The following is a 15927-nucleotide window of genomic DNA, read 5'->3' on the forward strand; positions in this document are numbered from 1 at the left end:
ACAAAGATCGACACGCACGCCGGCGCTCAGCCAACGTCTGAAACGTCAGCGACGGACACCAACCCCCACGTCGTCATCGCAAACGACGGTCAACACCCCACAGGGGAGGCCGAGGGACTCGATGGCGAGCACGAGGCGCAGGATGCGGCTGTGTGGCGCTCGCGCTCCAACTGACCTTCTGTGTAATACGAGGCAGTGGAACTGGCCAAGCGACATGTAAAGGAACGACGCGTCGCGGCTCAATGGGTCCCGACTCGGGGCTGACGTCGATGGCCTGCCCGGCAACCGCCCGCGCCCGGGTTGGGCGAGACGCACCGACATGCCGATGAGCGGAGGGTTCGTAGCGGCTAATCGGTTGCGACCTGAACGGCGCTCAGGAGGCTCGACAGGCTGGCCGGGTGGGCCATCTTCAAGTCTGCGAGATCGCTGGGCCGGAACCAGCGAAGATCGTCGTGCTCCTCCGGTGCGGCGTTGACAGGTTCCCCGACCCAGCGCGTGACGAGGAACGCGTGCATGTCGAGGGTGGGGTCACTGACCGTCATCGGGATGGGTACGGGGTCGTGGACGTGGACCCCGAGTTCTTCGAGGCATTCCCGACTGACGGCTTGGTGAGGCAACTCGCCCGCCTCGACATGCCCGCCGACGAGGTCCCAGCAGTCGGGATACCACCGACGCGATGGGTGGCGATGCACCAGGAGCACGAGACCGTCGCGCACAAGTACAGCGACTGAGATCGGAATCTGGGCGACCATGGTGGCACACTAGGCGCGAACGCACTCTCATGCCGCGTTGGGCGCCCGGCGTACGGCGATGCTGGACGATCAGCCCCGAGCGTCGTCGAGTCTGGCTTTGATGTAGTTGACGTAGTTGGCCGCGGAACCTCGGGCGTGCAGCGCGATGGTAGCCGGGGAAGAGCCAGTTGCTGTTGGGGTGCGCAGCCGTCTGGTGGTTCTGGGGTTCGGCAGCGAGCCGGCGGAAGGGCTCGTCGATGGGCGGATGAAGCCCGATGTCCGCGGTCCCACCGAGCCGTGGACGTGGTCGTCGTTCGCCTTGGTCTGTGCCTCGGCGTCGAGCTTTGGGCTCGTGCCGCGACGATGCGGCGTGAGCCGGAGGTCCCGATCGACGAGTCTGGACTTGATGGCCCAGCCGAGGAACCTGCTTGCGATTTAGCCGGTACCGCCGGATGTTGGAGTGACGGGAGTAGCAGGTCAGTCGTCTCAGCCGAACCGTTCCATCACGGACTCGATCTCGTCGTCCTCGGCCTGCCAGGACCAGCTCGACCAACTTGATCAGCGCAAGGAGCTAAACAGGGTCTCCTCGACCTCGTCCTGCTCACCGAGTAGCTACCGCCACCTTCCCTGCATCGGCGTTGCCACAAGCTGCAAAAGGCTTCCGCTGTCGTGTTCGACGGCCGCAGACTTCTTGCGACCAATGAACAACTCCAAGGAGTACATATGCGACGAATTGTTGCGACTGGCGTCGGCCTGGTAGCCACTTTTGGGACGATCGGGGTTGCCGCGCCCGCCCAGGCAGCCGAAACGGCAGCGAAACCCTTCAACCTGACCTACGGCGCCAGCTACTACACGGGCAGCGTCACCTTCTCCAGCCGATCGGTCACGGCCACGGGCCTGCTCCACTCAGTCGCCGGAAGCGGTTGTCGATGGGTCTCAGTGGTCCCATACGCGGGGACCACGGCGTACCCAGGCACATTCCTCAACGTAGGTCAGTGCAACGGCGCGTCCGACACGGCGACCGTCGGTGCCACAATCGACCTGCCCGGTGGCCCCACCAGTGTCGTGGTCGGCCTCTGGACCTCCAATGACGATGGTTCGAACCTCACGCTCGTCAGGACGACAAGCAAGATCGCCCGCTGAAGCGCCCGCATGAGGTCCTCTCTGGTATCGGAGAGGACCTCTGTGGGTGGAACCGCCTTCCCGCACTTGTGTCCGCGCGGACCGGCTGTCGGGGAGTGGCGTTGGGACGTGGGGCCGTCGGCCTACAATCTCGTGGCGATCGCCGACGTGGTGAAAGCACGCAAATGATCGTGGCATGGACCGACGAGGGCAATGAACAACCTCGGCATCCTTGCTGGAGAACCGCTGGGATCCGGCCGAGGCCGGACAGTGGTACCGCACTGCCGCCGACTCCGGCAACAAATGTCGGTGACGAACCTCCCGGGGTTCCTGCATCAGATGCAGCTCCCGACGTTCAATTGCTAACGCCGGATGTTGGAGTGCCGGGAGTTGACGGCGATCAGCCCGGGGCGTTGTTGCCCCGGGCTCCGGGCCGGTGCAGTAGCAGTGGCCGCCTTCACCTTGTTGCAGAGCCACGGCCTGCCGACACTGGGCCCTTGTCACGGCGCTAGCGCTCCCGCAGGAGCCAGTGCACCTGACCGGCAAGGCGGTTGTCGGCATGGCGTGCATCGCCGCCATCTCGCAGTTCGGCGGCTTCATGGCGTGGTACCGCGGGATGGCGCTGATCGGCGTACCCAAGGCCAGCCAGCTCCAGGTGGCCTAGCCGCTGATCACTCTTGTCTGGGCCGTCCTGCTGATGGGAGAGCAGCTCTCCCTTGTCGCCCTGGCCACTGCCCTGGTCGTACTCGCCTGCATCGCCACCACTCAACGCAGCCGCGCGTAACCTGCTTCGGGTGATCGACGTACCGGAGGTCTTCGCCCGATCCACGGTCGAGCGCGAAGGCGAGGCCGGTACTGCGTGGCTGGCCGGGTTGCCCGCCTTGGTGGCTGAGCTGCTGGCTCGGTGGGAGTGCGAGCCGGAAGGCGGGCTGCTGTACGGCGGGGTCGGGGTGATCGTCCCGGCGTGGCGGCGGGACGTAGGCGACGTCGTACTGAAGGTGTCGTTTCCTCATCCAGGCAACGAGTTCGAGCCCGATGCGTTCGTGGCGTGGGGCGGCCGTGGGGCCGTCGTACTGCATGAACGGGATGACGAGCATTTCGCGATGCTGCTCGAACGGGCTCAGCTGACGACTCTCGCGATGGTCGACGACGAGGACGAGATCGCCGCTGTCGCCGGCCGGATCAGTCGTCGGCTGGCCGTCCCGGCGCCACAGCACCTACCTCGGCTGCAGGATCAGGCGGCTGCTTGGGCGGAGCAACTGGAACGAGACTCCCGCGAACTGACACATGGTTTGTCGCGCGCTGCGGTGGATGCCGCCCGGGCGACCATCCGCGACCTGGCGCAGGCGCAGCCGGACGTGCTCATCCACGGTGATCTCAACGCGAGGAACATCCTGCGAGCCGACCGCGAACCGTGGCTGGCCGTCGACCCCAAGGGCTACGCGGGCGACCCGGCGTACGACGCGGGCGTCCTGCTCAAGACCCGTGCGCTGACCATCCTCACCACTGCAGACCCGGCCGCCGGGTTGCGGCGCAGTCTCGACATCTTCGCCGAGTCCGCGGAGCTCGACCGTGAACGCGTCGCACGCTGGGCTCAACTACACGCCGTCCAGTCCGCCTTCTGGGGCCGGCGTCATGGCTTCCGCAGAGGCCGCACCGGCGCCGAGCGAGACCGGCTGATCGCTTTGGTCGACGGTCTGGTGGAGCTGCTGACGGCGTGAGCCCGCAGTACTGAGGTGGTCAGGGTTGGGCATTCGGGTAGGTGACGGCTCGCAGGACCTTCGCCGGTGCGCCCGCCGCGACGAAGTACGGCGGAATGTCCTGCGTGACAACGCTGTTGGCGCCGATCACGCACCTCTCGCCGATCGCTACCCCGCTCGTGACGACCACGTTCGCGCGGGGTCGGGAGTTCATGCATTAGATGCAACTCCCGACAGAAAACTGGCGAAGCGACATGTAGAGGAGCGACGAGTCGCAGCCCGTGAGTGCCTATCCGCGGTCTGGCATGTGTCGTCTGCCGGCGATCACCCGGTCGTCCAGGTTGGACGCGTAATCGCGCTCACATGCCAAGAGCAGCGCACGGCTCCGTCACTGTGGCGGCGTCTCGAGGGCCCGTTTGACGAGGGCGTCGACCATCCATTGCTGGAGGGCGCTGACTTCTGCGGGCGCTAGTCCGGCGACGTCGCTCAGCCAGACGCGGGTCTCGATGCCACAAGCGGCGCGGAGCGCCAGCGCGAGCCGGTGGACACTCTCGTCGCCGATCGAGTCGGCGATGGGCGCGAGCGCCTCGACGAACCACGGAATGGCGCGGCCCTGGCGCAGCGGCAGCTCGTGCGGCACCTCGCCCAGCGAGAGCCGCAGCATCGCACGCTGCTGCGGCTCATTCTCCTGCACGCGGCCGATGACGAACCCGGCAACGGCGGCCACGCGTTCGTCCAGGGCTTCCGGCGGCGGATCGGGAAGGACCGACGCGGCTCCTGTCTCCGGGTAGGCCGCGGCGAGAAGTTCGGCCTGTGACGCGAAGTAGCGGTAGGCGGTGGGGCGAGAGATCCCGGCAGCCTCGGCGACCTCCTCGACGCGGGGCGTGTCGCCCGCGGTGATCAGCTCGCGCGCCGCAGCGATCAGCTGGTCGCGGGTGCGCTGCTTCTGCCGCGTGCGACCCGACTCCAGGTAGTCCATTGACATGGTCTTCATGATATGCGAATCTCATTACAAGACTCAAGTATCATGAATGAATGGGAGTGTCAGATGACTGAAAGGACGACGCTCGCGCCGGTGATCCGACGTGCCGGCGAGGGCGAGAAGCGATGGTTCTTCGGCGGTGGAGTTTTCACCTGGAAGCTCAGCAGTGCCAACGAGGACATCGGCCTATGGGAAGTCGACATGGTCGAAGGCAAGTGGACTCCGATCCACACGCACCCGGTCTCGGAGTCCATGTGGGTGCTCGAAGGGCAGATCCAGTACCGCATCAATGACGACGAACACGAGATCGGATCCGGCGACTTCGTCATGGTGCCCGCGGGCGTACCCCACGCCTTCATCGTCAAGAGCCCCACCGCCAAGGTGCTCGGCATCCAGCCAACCTGCGAATGCGAGCCCTTCTACCGCGGCGCCAGCGAGCCCCTTGACGGGTCGGCATGCGTCGTAGACATGGCCAGGATTGCGCAGAGCGCCCAGGAGAACGGCGGCATCCAGATCGTTGGACCCCCACCGTTCTAGTGCGCACCGATCTAGCCGCGGATAGCGGTCCGCTGGTCCGCGCGGGCCATCCGGACATGCTTGCGTTGGGTGCATGTGTCGGTGCCGGAACTCAGGGCGGAGCGGCGTCGAGCCTGGCCTTGATGTAGGAGGCGTAGTTGGCTGCTGAACCACGGGCGTGGAGTTCGACGGTGGCGGGGGAGTAGCCGAGGACTTCGGCGATGATTGCGGTGGGTGCGAGCTTGGTGAGCTCGTGGAGCGTTTCCCAGGCGCGCGGCACGTGCGCCGAAGGCAGCCAGGGAAGACCCAGTTCCTGTTGGGATGTGCAGCGGTCTGGTGATTGTGCGGTTCGGTGGCGAGCTGCCGAAATGGCTCGTCGAGCGGCGGATGCAGCTCAACGTCAGCGGTTCCGCCGAGCCGGCGGATGGTGACGAGCGTGTCGGTGAGGGTGACGTCGTCCCAGGTCAAAGCGATGAGCCGCTCGAGCGGCTGCCCGAACACCAGGAGCAGGATGGCGATCGCTCGGTGTCTGACAGGCATGTCGGTGCTGTGGATGTGCTCGTCGATCGCCTTGGTCTGCGCCTGAGCGTCGAGCTTGGGGCTTGTACCGCGGCGATGCGGCGTGAGTCGAAGGTCCGGATCGATGAGTCGGGACTTGATGGCCCAACCCAGGAATCTGCTGGCGATACCACGTGTGGTGGGCCCACCCGCTTGCCAGGCATCCAGGTCGCCTTGGCTTAACTCTTCGAGAAGGACTTCACGTGCGCGGAGCCAGGTGAGGAAGTCGATGGCGACGGTGACGGTCTGCTTGGACCTGAGGAAGGTGCCGCGGCTTGTGTCTCCTTCTTCTTCATTCAGGCGGCGCAGGATGTGCCAGCGGACGAATCGAGTGATGACGTCACGACTCATGGGTGCGACGAGTTCTCTCATCTGCTTCTACTCGTCGGATTAAACTGGCAGGAACGGGAGTTGAAGAGCCGGGAGTAGGGCGGACAACAGGGGGTAGCAGAACCAACGGATGTCCGCACCGGCTTAGCTGAGGCGGACGAGACCGGTTCGGGAGCGGCGATGCGATCGCTGTCGCCTAGTTGACCTGCGAGGCGTGCGCCGCCTACTGTCCGGCCAGCTTGGCCACGACCGGCGCGAGTGTGTCGGCAAAGTCGGCGCCGATGACGAAGTAGGAGAAGCCGATCTCCTCGCGACGTCGTTGGATTTCTTCGGCGGCTGCCGCGGGGTCACTCGGAAGTATGACGAGCGAGTCGGCCGCGCGAAGCGCCGCGGTGTCGAGGTTGGGCGGCGCCATGAACGGAGCGACACCGTCACCGACAGCGGCGACGTGCTGGCCGAGTTCGATGTCCCGGCCCCCAGGAAAGTCGCGTACCCGGTTCGTGGTCTCGACCCGATCATTTTCCGGTGAGAGTACGAACGTGACTGCGTCAGCGACTTCGAGCGCCAGCGCCTGCGACTTCGGTCCGCTCACCGCCATGACAACCGGCGTGTGCAGATCGGGGCCGTCAAACGTACGCAGGACGGCCACGGTCTCGCGCATCCTGGCACGACGCTCAGCTGGGGAGACGACAGGCAGCCCCAGCTCGACTTCGATCCCGGGTCGGCCGGCGCCAATGCCCATTTCGAAGCGGCCTTCCGTGAGTACTGAGAGTGAGTGGGCCTCCCATGCTGTACTCCATGGTTCGCGCAGCGCGGCGGCATAGACCCACGAGCCGATCCGCAGGTCAGCGAGCGCGGCCGCGGTTGCCAGCGTGGGTCCAATTGCTGGTTGCCACGTAGGAACGTCGGGCATCAGCAACGTTGAGTAACCGCTGTCGGCGATGCGGCGCACGCGGTCTCGCCACGTCGGCAGGTCAGAACCGATCGGCGCAACGACCCCGAATCGGAATGGTCTGGTTGCTCGCCTGGCCTGGTCGTTCATCGTGGTTCTCCTTGAGCCTGGGACCTTGTTCGGTCCGGTTGCCCTATCCACGAACCCGCCACCCGGAATCCGACAACCCCGCCCAAGAACGTCGACACTTCGATCGGAGATGAACCGCCGTGGTCGGCGATCAGTCCGCAGATCGCGAGATCACCGGGCACCTTCCGTCCCGGAAACCTACCCGACGAACGATCCCATCCACCTCCGTTAACTGCGCCGATAATGGACATTATGTCAACTACTAGCCTGCGTATCGCATCAGATGAATCAATCGCCGAACCTCGCGACTGCTGTCCCCTCTCAGTTGATCTGAGCCATTCTCGGCGTGCCTGAGCCATTCGCTGACTTCTCTCACTAATCTGAGCCAGTTCGTGTCGGCGAGTGATCTTGGTTGGGGTTGCTGGGTGGGTGGTTCTCTGGCGCTGGGTCGTACGGCGCCCGTATTGGACTTCGGCCTGCACTTTGTCGGTTCGGATGGGCAGGAGCGCGACGAGTCGCTGTCGTCGGGCTGGACGGTGCCGTTCGAGATGGCGCTCCCGGTCAGGAAGTTCAGCTCCTACCGTGGCCAGCGGAGCTTCTCGGGGCTGTGGTGGTCCTCGACGATCTCGGAGCATGTGGGTTTCGAGTCGTGGTTGGAGCGAGACCACGTGATGGTCTTGGACTTCGATCCTGCTGTCGTCGGGCTGTCCTCGCAGCCTTTCCGGCTGTCGTGGCGCCGCGGTGGGAAGACTCGTATCCATACACCGGACTACTTCGCCCGGCTGCGCGATGGGACTGGCGTGGTGGTCGACGTCCGGGCCGACGACAGGATCGAGCCCGACGATGCAGAGGCTTTCGCGAACACTGCCCGAGCCTGTGAGTCCGTCGGTTGGGAGTTTCGGCGCCTCGGTAAGTTGGACGAGGTCTTGGCCTCGAACTTGCGCTGGCTGGCGGGCTACCGCCATCCTCGCTGCCTGCACCTGGGGCGGGCGACAGACCTGCAGCGGGTCTTCCAGACTCCGGCTCCCCTACTTGAAGGTACTCGGCTCGTCGGTGATCCGATCGCGGTGCTTCCGACGCTCTTCCATCTGATGTGGGTGCATGTCCTTCAGGCAGATCTGGCGTCTGCTCCCCTGTCGGGATCGTCGATGGTCTGGCTCCGCGCCGGTGATGCCGAATGACGGTTTCCCGTCCGCGGCTGCTCCGATCCGGGGACGATATCCGGCTGGACGGCCGGCTTCACAGCGTGGAGACGGTCTCCGGCGCAGCCGTCCGGCTGGTCGATGTGGTCGGTGTCGTCTCGGAGATGCCGCTGGCGGAACTGCTCGGCGATCCCGGCTTCGAACTGGTGTCCTCGGCCAGACAGGTGGCTCCATTGCCGCCCTCAGGGCTACTTGATGGGATCCCGGAGCCGGTGGCCGACCACGCTCGCTGGTGGGAGCGGCACATCGTCGAGATCCTCACCGGCCTACCGCCCGAACACGAGCCGGCAGCGACGGCGAAGCCGGAGTACGACCCGCGCCGGTGTTCGTTGCGGCAGCGGGAGCTTGCGAAGGTCGCCGAACTCGCGGCGGCCGGGCACAAGGTCAGCTTCCCGACAGTCAAGCGGCTGCGGCTCGCCTACGAGACCGAAGGCCTGTGGGGGCTGGTCGATCAGCGGACGGCCCGACCTAGCCGGCCGACGGGCCGGGTCGACGAGCGCATCGTCGCGGCGACTCGGCAGGCCATCGCCGAGGAGACCAACCGCTCCACCGGAACCGTCGCCCGATTGCGCCGCAGGGTTGAGCAGATTCTCGCTGCGGATCACGGACCCGATGCTCCTGGGTTGCCGTCGCAGGCGACGTTCTACCGGTTGGTGAACCGGCTTTCCCAGGGCAAACACACCTTCGGCTCAGCCAGGACCCGGCAATCGCTGGCCAAGCAGCCCGACGGCCCGTTCGGGTCGGTCACCGCTGTCCGTCCCGGTGAGTGGATGCAGATCGACTCCACACCGATCGATGTCCGGGTGGTCCTGGACAACGGGTTGGTGGATCGGGCCGAGCTGACCTGGATCGTTGACCTGGCGACCCGCACCATCCCGGCTGCCGTGCTGCGGCCAACGACCAAGGCAGTCGACGCCGCGGTGTTGCTGGCCCGGGCCCTGACGCCGGAACCGATGCGGCCGGGCTGGGTGGATGCCTTGCGCATGTCTCGCTCCGTGCTGCCCCACCGGCGCCTGACCGAGGTGGACGAACGGCTCGAACACGCCGCAGCCAGGCCAGTGATCGTTCCGGAGTCGATCGTTTGCGACCACGGAAAGGCCTATATCTCCCAGACATTCCAGTCCGCTTGCCGGGCGATGGGTATCAACTTCCAGCCCACCCACAAGGGATCGCCGTGGGAGAAGGGCGTGGTGGAACGCAGCTTCGACTCCGTCGGCACCCTGTTCGCCCAGTACGTCGCCGGCTATGTCGGCTCCAGCGTCGAACAACGTGGCGAGAACGCTGAGCGGGCCGCGGTCTGGTCGATCGCCGAACTCCAAGCCCTGCTGGACGAATGGATCGTCGCGACCTGGCAAAACAGGCCTCACGATGGTCTGCGGCACCCGGTCACACCGGACAAAGCGTTGACCCCCAACGAGCAGTACGCCGCCCTGGTTGAGATCGCCGGCTACGTCCCCGTCCCGCTGAGCGCGGACGACTTTATCGAGCTCTTGTCGATCTCCTGGAACGCGATCAACAAGTACGGCATCAAGATCAACCACCGCACCTATGACGCCAAGGCGCTCAACCCCTACCGGCGGCAGCATTCCGGCATCGAACGGAAGAAGGGGCTGTGGGAAGTTCACTATGACCCCTACGACATCACCCGGGTCTGGGTCCGCAACCACCACGACGGCGGATGGATCACCGTTCCCTGGAAGCACCTGAGCACCACCCCGGTGCCGTTTGGTGAACTCGCCTGGCAACACGCTCGCACCGTGCTGGCCCAGCGAGGCCAAGACGCCGCCACCGAAGCCGAGATCGCCCAGGCAGCAGCGGACCTGTTGGACAGGGCCGAACAAGGCCCTGCGGCGGATCCGCAGACGACCAAGCGGGACCGCCGGGTCTCTGGCCGCACCCGCGCCACCAACACACCGACCGCGCCCAGGCCACCGGCGCCGCACGAAGAGCCCAAGCATCACCCAGACCATCTTGTCGATATCGATGATCCCGAAGAACCCACGGCGAAGATCATCCCCTTGCCGGTGTTCGACGCCCGCAAGGAGGCCGAGACGTGGCAGTTCTGACCCAGGTCAGCCAGCTAGATGATCGCCGCCAGCCCACCACCACGCTGGAAGGATGGCGACGATTCGTCGACGCCGATCCGCCACAGATCGAGTTACTGCACGACGATGGCTGGGCAGCACTGTCCGCAGACGAGCGGGTCGACTACGACGAAGCCCGGATCGCCCATCACGCCGAACTGGTCGTGGTCTCCACGTCGACGATCCAGGAGATCACCAACGAGGGCCGCCTGCTGACGTTGATGAACCAGCGGGAGAACGGAGCCCGACGAGGTCTGATCGTGTCCGGCGGCGCGGCGACCGGCAAAACCACAGCGATCAAGCAGCTGGGCCGATTCCACGAACTGCGCACCCGCCGCCGGTTTCCCGGTTCCGACCGGATCCCGGTGGTCTACGTGACGGCTCCACCGAAGGGATCGCCGCGCAAGCTCGCGATGGAATTCGCGCGGTTCCTCGGCCTGCCGCCCATCTCGTCTCGGACCAACGCCACCGACATCGCCGACGCTGTCTGCCAGGTCCTCATCGACGCCCGCTGCGACATCGTCGTGGTCGACGAGCTGCACAACGTCAACCTGGCGACCAGCGCCGGCGAGGACCACTCCGACCACATGAAGTACTTCACCGAACATCTACCCGCGACCTTCATTTACGCCGGCATCGACGTTGAACGCTCCGGACTCTTCACCGGCGTCCGAGGCAAACAATTGGCGGGCCGTTGCGGCTTGGTCAACACCGAGCCCTTCCCCTACCAAGAAGAGTGGAAGCAGCTCGTCGCCGGAATGGAGGCCACGCTGCGACTGCACCACCACGAACCCGGCTCCCTGGTCGCCTCGGCCAAGTACCTGCACCAACGCACCGGCGGCATGATCGGCAGCCTGTCCCACCTGATCCGGGCCTCCGCTATCCGAGCCATCCTGAGCCAGACCGAGGCAATCACTGAGGCCGTGATGGACAAGGTCCGCATCGACCACGCCGCGGAATCGTCGGCACGCCGCTCCAGCTCAAGCCGGTGAAATCCCTCTGCCCATGGACAACTGGATGCGCTCCAAGCTGCCGCCGCTGCCCCGGCGATTGCCCCCAGTCCAGGGCGAGACCACCCTGTCCTACGTCGACAGGCTGGCCAAAGCCAACCACCTCGACAGCCGCAACCTGATCGGCTACCTCAATCCAGAACTGACCGGCACCCGTGGACTACAGCGACGATTCGACATCTCCCTGGACGTCCTCGCCGCAGTTACCGGCATCCCCACAGCCCACCTGGCGCAGGCACTACCCGAAATCCGACCCCAGCACCCTGATCTGCACACCACCGGGCAAGCCGCAGCTGGTCGTCCCAACCGGACACAGCCAGCATGCCGGCGCTGCATGGCCGCCAAGAACATCCAGACCACAGTCGCGATCTGGGCACATCCCGACCACAACATCTGCCCGCGACACCACCTCTGGATCGGCCACGGCGTGATCGACCCCACCGACCAAGTCGAAGTCGCCCAACTCCCTGAGATCCCCAGAGCCCAAGTCCGTCACCGCAATCTGATCCGACGACATGGACGCGGCAGAGTCGAGCCCTTCTACGAACACGCACGAGCGGTCATCGACTGGTCAACCAACCTCCCCTGCGACACCGGTCGCTGGAACCGCATGGACTACTTCGTCGCGCGCGAACAAGCCAAGACAGCGAGCTCGCCGCTGCGAAAGAGACGACTCTCGCTCGCCCGGTCCCACGACTACGCGGCCTACTACCCCGAGGTCATCGACCTTCTCAGCATCCTGGTCTCCCCTTACTGGCTGCGCATCGCCGTCTCCGACGGCGCAGCCGAACGGGAGCACTTCTACAACCAGGTCATGAAAAGCGGGCTCACCAACGGAACCCCCGCACTGAACCGACCACTGCAGAAGTGGATCGCCCGTCAGCGCGACAGCCAACCTGATCAAGCACCGGCGGCGGGCGACTTGTCGACGATCGCGAACTGGCCTGGCTGTCGGCGGCCATTGGAATCTGCCCGCTCGCGGCCACCATGTCGCGACGGCAGCGATGACGGAGGGTGAGCGGCCTCTGTGGGGGTTCTTCCCGCCTTGCAAGTCGCCCCGGTTGTCGCTGTCAGCCCCAGGTTTGTTGACTCGATACCTGATGCCAGTCCACGACATCGACTGCTCGAAGCTTCACACTCGGCGAGCGAGGCGCGCGCACCTATCGCGGCAATGCGGATGTTCGGCTTGTGGCGACCCTCGACAGCACCGAGGTGGAGAGCCGCGAGGGGCACCTCGTTCAGGAATGGCTACCGCTCGGAGCGGTGGCCGCAGCCGACCTACGGCCCTTCGCTGTTCGCGATGTGCTCGCCAACGTCCGGTATGAGCAGGTGCGCCATCTGGTCGTGGACGGCTGGCCGGAGTGACAGCATGACCAGGCTCTTTCTCAGCTAGGTGGCTGCATTCAGGATTGCCCGGGCGTCCATGGGGTAGTCAGTTGGATCCTCGTGGTCGTCGGCACGCTGATCGGCCTGGAGGACCGCTGGGTCGACGTGGATCGGAGCGTCGGCGAGGAGTGCGAGGTTGAGGGCATCGCTGGGACGTGCGTCTACGACGGCTCCGTCGTCGAGGACCGTCTGGGCGTAGATGACCTGGTCGGTCAGCGCGGTGATGCGGGTCTCGGCCAGGCGGCGGCCTGCAGCCTGGAGCAGGGCGGCGGTCAGGTGGTAGACACTGGGCCGCGGCAGCTGCACGCCTTCTAGGGTGCGCGCGAGGGCCAGCGCTTCGGCAGACCCGATCCAGATCATCAGGTTCTGGGTTCCGTCGTCGGTGGTGAGGACAACGACGTGCCGGCGCTCGGCGGCTTGCTCGGTGGCACGGACATCCCTGATTCGCATCGACATCGGGAGCTGATCGGTGGTGGACATTATGGCCGGTTCCTTCCATCCGGGGGCGAGTTGGCGGCGCAGCGTGGCACGAGCCTTGTGGAGCCGGGCCTTGACCGCACCGACTGACGTGCCAAGGTGTTCAGCCACTTCGCCGCAGGTCAGGCCGTCGAGGTAGTAGAGGGTGGCTGCGGCCTGTTGGCCGGGTGGGAGCGCACGCACCGCTGTCCGCACCACAGCGACAAGGTGGGCGGCCACGGTAAGCTCGTCGGGTCCTGCGCCTGGATCAACGGGCTCGGCCGTCCAGCCGGCGTCGAGCATCGCGTCCAGCGACCATCCGGCACGGATGCGTCGGTGAAGCATGCGCCGGCACACGTTTAGTCCGATCCCGGCGAGCCAGGGTCCGAAGCGGTCCGGATCGCGGAGCCGATCGATCCCGAGCATCGCGTCGAGCACCGCTTCCTGCGCCGCGTCCCCGGCCATGTGAGGGTCGATGACGGCTCGTCGACACATCGTCAGCAGCAGTGGGTAGTGCCGGTCGACCAGCTCCGCGAATGCGGTCTTATCGCCCTTGCGGGCGGCGGCGACCAGAACGGCATCGGCCGGACCTGCTGTCACGGCCTCACCTCCTGTCGCGTTTCTGAGCTCGCCATATAGTCACCCGCCAGCCCAACCGGGTTACCCCGGCAGCGGCAGTAACTCAAGACTCACGGGAACCGACGCTCCCAGACGCGTCGTCCGGGGGCTTGGTTGCGTGACTCGGTTGACGCTTGACAGGTGGCCTAGGAAATTGAGGTGACCGTCCGGGGCTGGTTGTCTCGATGCTAGAGCTCTAACGTCCTCACATCGGCAGATCCGGTAAACGACGGCGACACGCAGGCGAGGACGGATTCCCCATCCGCGTCGGATCCGGCGCCGATCGTGACCGCCGCCAAGCCGGACCGAACGAGATGGTCCCCCGCGCGTCCACGCCAAGACCCTAGTCACGTTCCGTGACGAAGATCGCCGTCCCCGAGTAGTCGCTGATGGCCGCGAGTGGGCAGATTCCGATGGCCGCCAACACCCGGCACCGCACGAACATCCGACGAGGCGCCAAGCACAGATGGCTCATGATTAACGAGAGAACAGGCAATCCGGATTCTCATCCGAACTGAGCCACCCACCCCGCAGACGTAGTTTGGTGGCTCATGTCCAGCAAGAACGGACAACTGCTACCCCGTCAACAGCCACGAACCCACGTCTGACGTCGGCTAACACCGGTTCTGGTCGACGTTGCCATGTTCATGATTGGCGGTTGTCGTCGGCTGTTCCAGGTCTGTAGCGGCGCTGGCGACGTGGTTGACACGCTGGCGCTACCTGCAGCAAGATCAGTTTGGCGTTGACTGACGCCCAGCCTCTGAGGACCTGCCCCAGCCGGGCCTCGTGATGGCGAAGGGGAATCTGCCCTCAAGGTCGCTGCTACCTTTCCAGGCCTGTTTCGAGTGTCGCGCTGCTGGGGAGCGAGGACACGTCGAGGAGGCTTGTCATGACCAAGCAGGGCAGTTTCAAGCGGGCAGTGCGTCAACACGCACGCCGTTCAGGGCAGCGCTACACCGAAGCACGTGTCGACCTGGAGATCGCCGAGCGACAGGCGTTCATCCACGATCGCCCGTTCGAACACGACGCGCTCACGGCCCACCTCGAAGCGCAATACGGGATTCAGATCACCTCGTTGGCCTCGATCGACGACGACCCCAACACGCGGCCGCGCGACTCGTGGCCCGGCCACTACCCCGCAACCCTGCTCCTCAGGTGCAAGGACGGCCCGCCATGGATCGCGCGGATCTTCTCCTCACCCGCCGACCAGGTCAGCCGGGTGGTGGGCGATGCGGACATCCTGCGTTTCCTGTCCGCGCACAACTTTCCTGCCGAACGTTTGGCGCATCAGGAGCCGGTGTCGGTATTCAACGGCAGCGGCGTGATCGTGACCCAGTTCGTCGAGGGCGGCCGTCCCGATGCGGCCGCGATCCAGCACGAGCTCGGGAGCCTGCTCGGCCGGCTGCACAGCCTTCCCGCCGCCGACGGCGCGGTCGCTCGGCCTGGCGGCTCCGACGAATCCGGCGGCGGCGTCCATGTCGGACGACCGAAAGAGGACCTTGCCGCGGCCATGAACTTCCTGGTGAGCGTCGAGGACGACGTTGCCCCCGAAGGCAGGGATGGTTTCGAACTGCTCCGTGATCGGGTCGAGAATGCCGACGATGCTGAAGGCCTTCCCGAAGCCCTGACCCACGGCAACTACCACGCCTGGTCCGCAGTCGGCACGCCGGAAAGCCTTGTCATCGTCGGCTGGGCCGGATCAGGGCGCGGTCCACGGCTGCCTGCGCTCGCCTGGCTTCTCACGACCGCGGCAGAGGGCGGTCTATCACGCGTCGACGAGGCTGTTCGGGGTTACTCCGAACACATCCAGCTCACCGGCGAAGAGATCGACAGACTCCCCGGTGTCCTCCACATGAAACCGCTTTGGCTCGGCTGCCTCGACTATCGCCAAGCGGTGCTCAGCGGGAGAACGCCAACTCTGGAAGACGGTTGGCCACCCTGGGCCGCCGACCGCACCGATCATGTCGAATCGCGGCTCGCGCAGTTGCAGCACTACGCACCTGAACAGCGAGTCCGCGATCAGACATGACCGCAGGAGGTTCCTTACCGGGACGGCCTCGCCCGACCCGGCCAGGTGGCGCGGCGGGGCGTCCGTAGCACCCGCCCGGCTCCCCTGCCAGGGCCCCGGCATAGTCGTGTTTCAGCAGGTCAGGAGCAGGTTGAGGATGGTTTCGGGGTCTCGGGCGTGATGTCGTAGGCGTTGGGCGATGT

The 15927-nt window shown here is 65.6% G+C and carries 16 protein-coding genes; 10 read left to right on the forward strand and 6 right to left on the reverse strand.

The features are described 5' to 3' along the window. Window positions 1-347 precede the first annotated feature (347 nt). Window positions 348-752 (reverse strand): NUDIX domain-containing protein, encoded by a 405-nt coding sequence (locus EV643_RS43185; protein ID WP_133806043.1) that lies wholly within the window; start codon window positions 750-752, stop codon window positions 348-350. Window positions 753-1454: 702 nt separating this feature from the next. On the opposite strand from EV643_RS43185, the gene EV643_RS43190 reads away from it, so the two are divergent. After that, the gene (locus EV643_RS43190) at window positions 1455-1874 is read left to right on the forward strand and encodes a hypothetical protein (protein ID WP_133806044.1); all 420 of its coding nucleotides are present in this window, start codon (window positions 1455-1457) and stop codon (window positions 1872-1874) included. A 773-nt stretch (window positions 1875-2647) separates the two neighbouring features. Continuing rightward, window positions 2648-3574, forward strand: coding sequence for an aminoglycoside phosphotransferase family protein (locus EV643_RS43200; protein WP_133806045.1), 927 nt, complete (start codon window positions 2648-2650; stop codon window positions 3572-3574). Window positions 3575-3593: 19 nt separating this feature from the next. On the opposite strand, the gene EV643_RS43205 is transcribed toward EV643_RS43200, so the two are convergent. Both EV643_RS43205 and EV643_RS43210 read right to left on the reverse strand, forming a co-directional pair. Continuing rightward, on the reverse strand, window positions 3594-3767 hold the full coding sequence (locus EV643_RS43205; protein WP_133806046.1) for an LbetaH domain-containing protein: 174 nt from the start codon (window positions 3765-3767) through the stop codon (window positions 3594-3596). A gap of 174 nt (window positions 3768-3941) precedes the next feature. Beyond that, window positions 3942-4538 (reverse strand): TetR/AcrR family transcriptional regulator, encoded by a 597-nt coding sequence (locus EV643_RS43210; protein WP_202870066.1) that lies wholly within the window; start codon window positions 4536-4538, stop codon window positions 3942-3944. Window positions 4539-4601: 63 nt separating this feature from the next. On the opposite strand from EV643_RS43210, the gene EV643_RS43215 reads away from it, so the two are divergent. Beyond that, on the forward strand, window positions 4602-5072 hold the full coding sequence (locus EV643_RS43215) for a cupin domain-containing protein (protein WP_166665805.1): 471 nt from the start codon (window positions 4602-4604) through the stop codon (window positions 5070-5072). A gap of 91 nt (window positions 5073-5163) precedes the next feature. Here the strand turns inward: EV643_RS43215 and EV643_RS44580 are convergent, their stop codons facing one another. Further along, complete coding sequence (locus tag EV643_RS44580) at window positions 5164-5331, reverse strand: hypothetical protein (RefSeq protein WP_166665806.1); 168 nt, start codon at window positions 5329-5331, stop codon at window positions 5164-5166. Window positions 5332-5387: 56 nt separating this feature from the next. Here EV643_RS44580 and EV643_RS43220 point away from each other — a divergent pair, with 56 nt between their 5' ends. Then, on the forward strand, window positions 5388-5792 hold the full coding sequence (locus EV643_RS43220) for a hypothetical protein (protein WP_133806049.1): 405 nt from the start codon (window positions 5388-5390) through the stop codon (window positions 5790-5792). A 370-nt stretch (window positions 5793-6162) separates the two neighbouring features. On the opposite strand, the gene EV643_RS43225 is transcribed toward EV643_RS43220, so the two are convergent. After that, on the reverse strand, window positions 6163-6981 hold the full coding sequence (locus EV643_RS43225; RefSeq protein ID WP_133806050.1) for an LLM class flavin-dependent oxidoreductase: 819 nt from the start codon (window positions 6979-6981) through the stop codon (window positions 6163-6165). A 404-nt stretch (window positions 6982-7385) separates the two neighbouring features. On the opposite strand from EV643_RS43225, the gene EV643_RS43230 reads away from it, so the two are divergent. The 5 genes from EV643_RS43230 (at window position 7386) to EV643_RS44585 (ending at window position 12621) form a co-directional block, all read left to right on the forward strand. After that, window positions 7386-8141 (forward strand): TnsA-like heteromeric transposase endonuclease subunit, encoded by a 756-nt coding sequence (locus EV643_RS43230; RefSeq protein WP_133806051.1) that lies wholly within the window; start codon window positions 7386-7388, stop codon window positions 8139-8141. Further along, window positions 8138-10228: a TnsB C-terminal domain-containing protein gene (locus tag EV643_RS43235; protein WP_202870067.1), complete on the forward strand. Its 2091-nt coding sequence runs from the start codon at window positions 8138-8140 to the stop codon at window positions 10226-10228. Before EV643_RS43230 ends, EV643_RS43235 begins: the two co-directional genes overlap by 4 nt. Further along, complete coding sequence (locus EV643_RS43240; RefSeq protein WP_133806052.1) at window positions 10216-11238, forward strand: TniB family NTP-binding protein; 1023 nt, start codon at window positions 10216-10218, stop codon at window positions 11236-11238. The genes EV643_RS43235 and EV643_RS43240 overlap by 13 nt, the downstream gene beginning before the upstream one ends. 13 nt (window positions 11239-11251) lie before the next feature. Next, window positions 11252-12274 (forward strand): TniQ family protein, encoded by a 1023-nt coding sequence (locus tag EV643_RS43245; protein WP_133806053.1) that lies wholly within the window; start codon window positions 11252-11254, stop codon window positions 12272-12274. A 170-nt stretch (window positions 12275-12444) separates the two neighbouring features. Next, window positions 12445-12621, forward strand: a complete 177-nt coding sequence (locus EV643_RS44585) for an NUDIX hydrolase (RefSeq protein WP_166665807.1) — start codon at window positions 12445-12447, stop codon at window positions 12619-12621. A gap of 24 nt (window positions 12622-12645) precedes the next feature. On the opposite strand, the gene EV643_RS43250 is transcribed toward EV643_RS44585, so the two are convergent. Further along, on the reverse strand, window positions 12646-13698 hold the full coding sequence (locus tag EV643_RS43250) for a bifunctional nuclease domain-containing protein (protein ID WP_133806054.1): 1053 nt from the start codon (window positions 13696-13698) through the stop codon (window positions 12646-12648). Window positions 13699-14605: 907 nt separating this feature from the next. On the opposite strand from EV643_RS43250, the gene EV643_RS43255 reads away from it, so the two are divergent. Then, window positions 14606-15745 (forward strand): aminoglycoside phosphotransferase/kinase family protein, encoded by a 1140-nt coding sequence (locus tag EV643_RS43255; protein ID WP_133806055.1) that lies wholly within the window; start codon window positions 14606-14608, stop codon window positions 15743-15745. Window positions 15746-15927: the final 182 nt, after the last annotated feature.

The sequence above is a fragment of the Kribbella caucasensis genome, assembly GCF_004361855.1.
In the GTDB taxonomy this organism is placed as follows: Bacteria; Actinomycetota; Actinomycetes; order Propionibacteriales; family Kribbellaceae; genus Kribbella; species Kribbella caucasensis.

Coding starts and splice junctions, on each gene's coding strand:
- EV643_RS43185 (WP_133806043.1), bottom strand. CDS start 752: ATGGTCGCCCAGATTCCGATCTCAGTCGCTGTACTTGTGCGCGACGGT.
- EV643_RS43190 (WP_133806044.1), top strand. CDS start 1,455: ATGCGACGAATTGTTGCGACTGGCGTCGGCCTGGTAGCCACTTTTGGG.
- EV643_RS43205 (WP_133806046.1), bottom strand. CDS start 3,767: ATGAACTCCCGACCCCGCGCGAACGTGGTCGTCACGAGCGGGGTAGCG.
- EV643_RS43210 (WP_202870066.1), bottom strand. CDS start 4,538: ATGTCAATGGACTACCTGGAGTCGGGTCGCACGCGGCAGAAGCAGCGC.
- EV643_RS43215 (WP_166665805.1), top strand. CDS start 4,602: ATGACTGAAAGGACGACGCTCGCGCCGGTGATCCGACGTGCCGGCGAG.
- EV643_RS43225 (WP_133806050.1), bottom strand. CDS start 6,981: ATGAACGACCAGGCCAGGCGAGCAACCAGACCATTCCGATTCGGGGTC.
- EV643_RS43235 (WP_202870067.1), top strand. CDS start 8,138: ATGACGGTTTCCCGTCCGCGGCTGCTCCGATCCGGGGACGATATCCGG.
- EV643_RS43245 (WP_133806053.1), top strand. CDS start 11,252: ATGGACAACTGGATGCGCTCCAAGCTGCCGCCGCTGCCCCGGCGATTG.
- EV643_RS43255 (WP_133806055.1), top strand. CDS start 14,606: ATGACCAAGCAGGGCAGTTTCAAGCGGGCAGTGCGTCAACACGCACGC.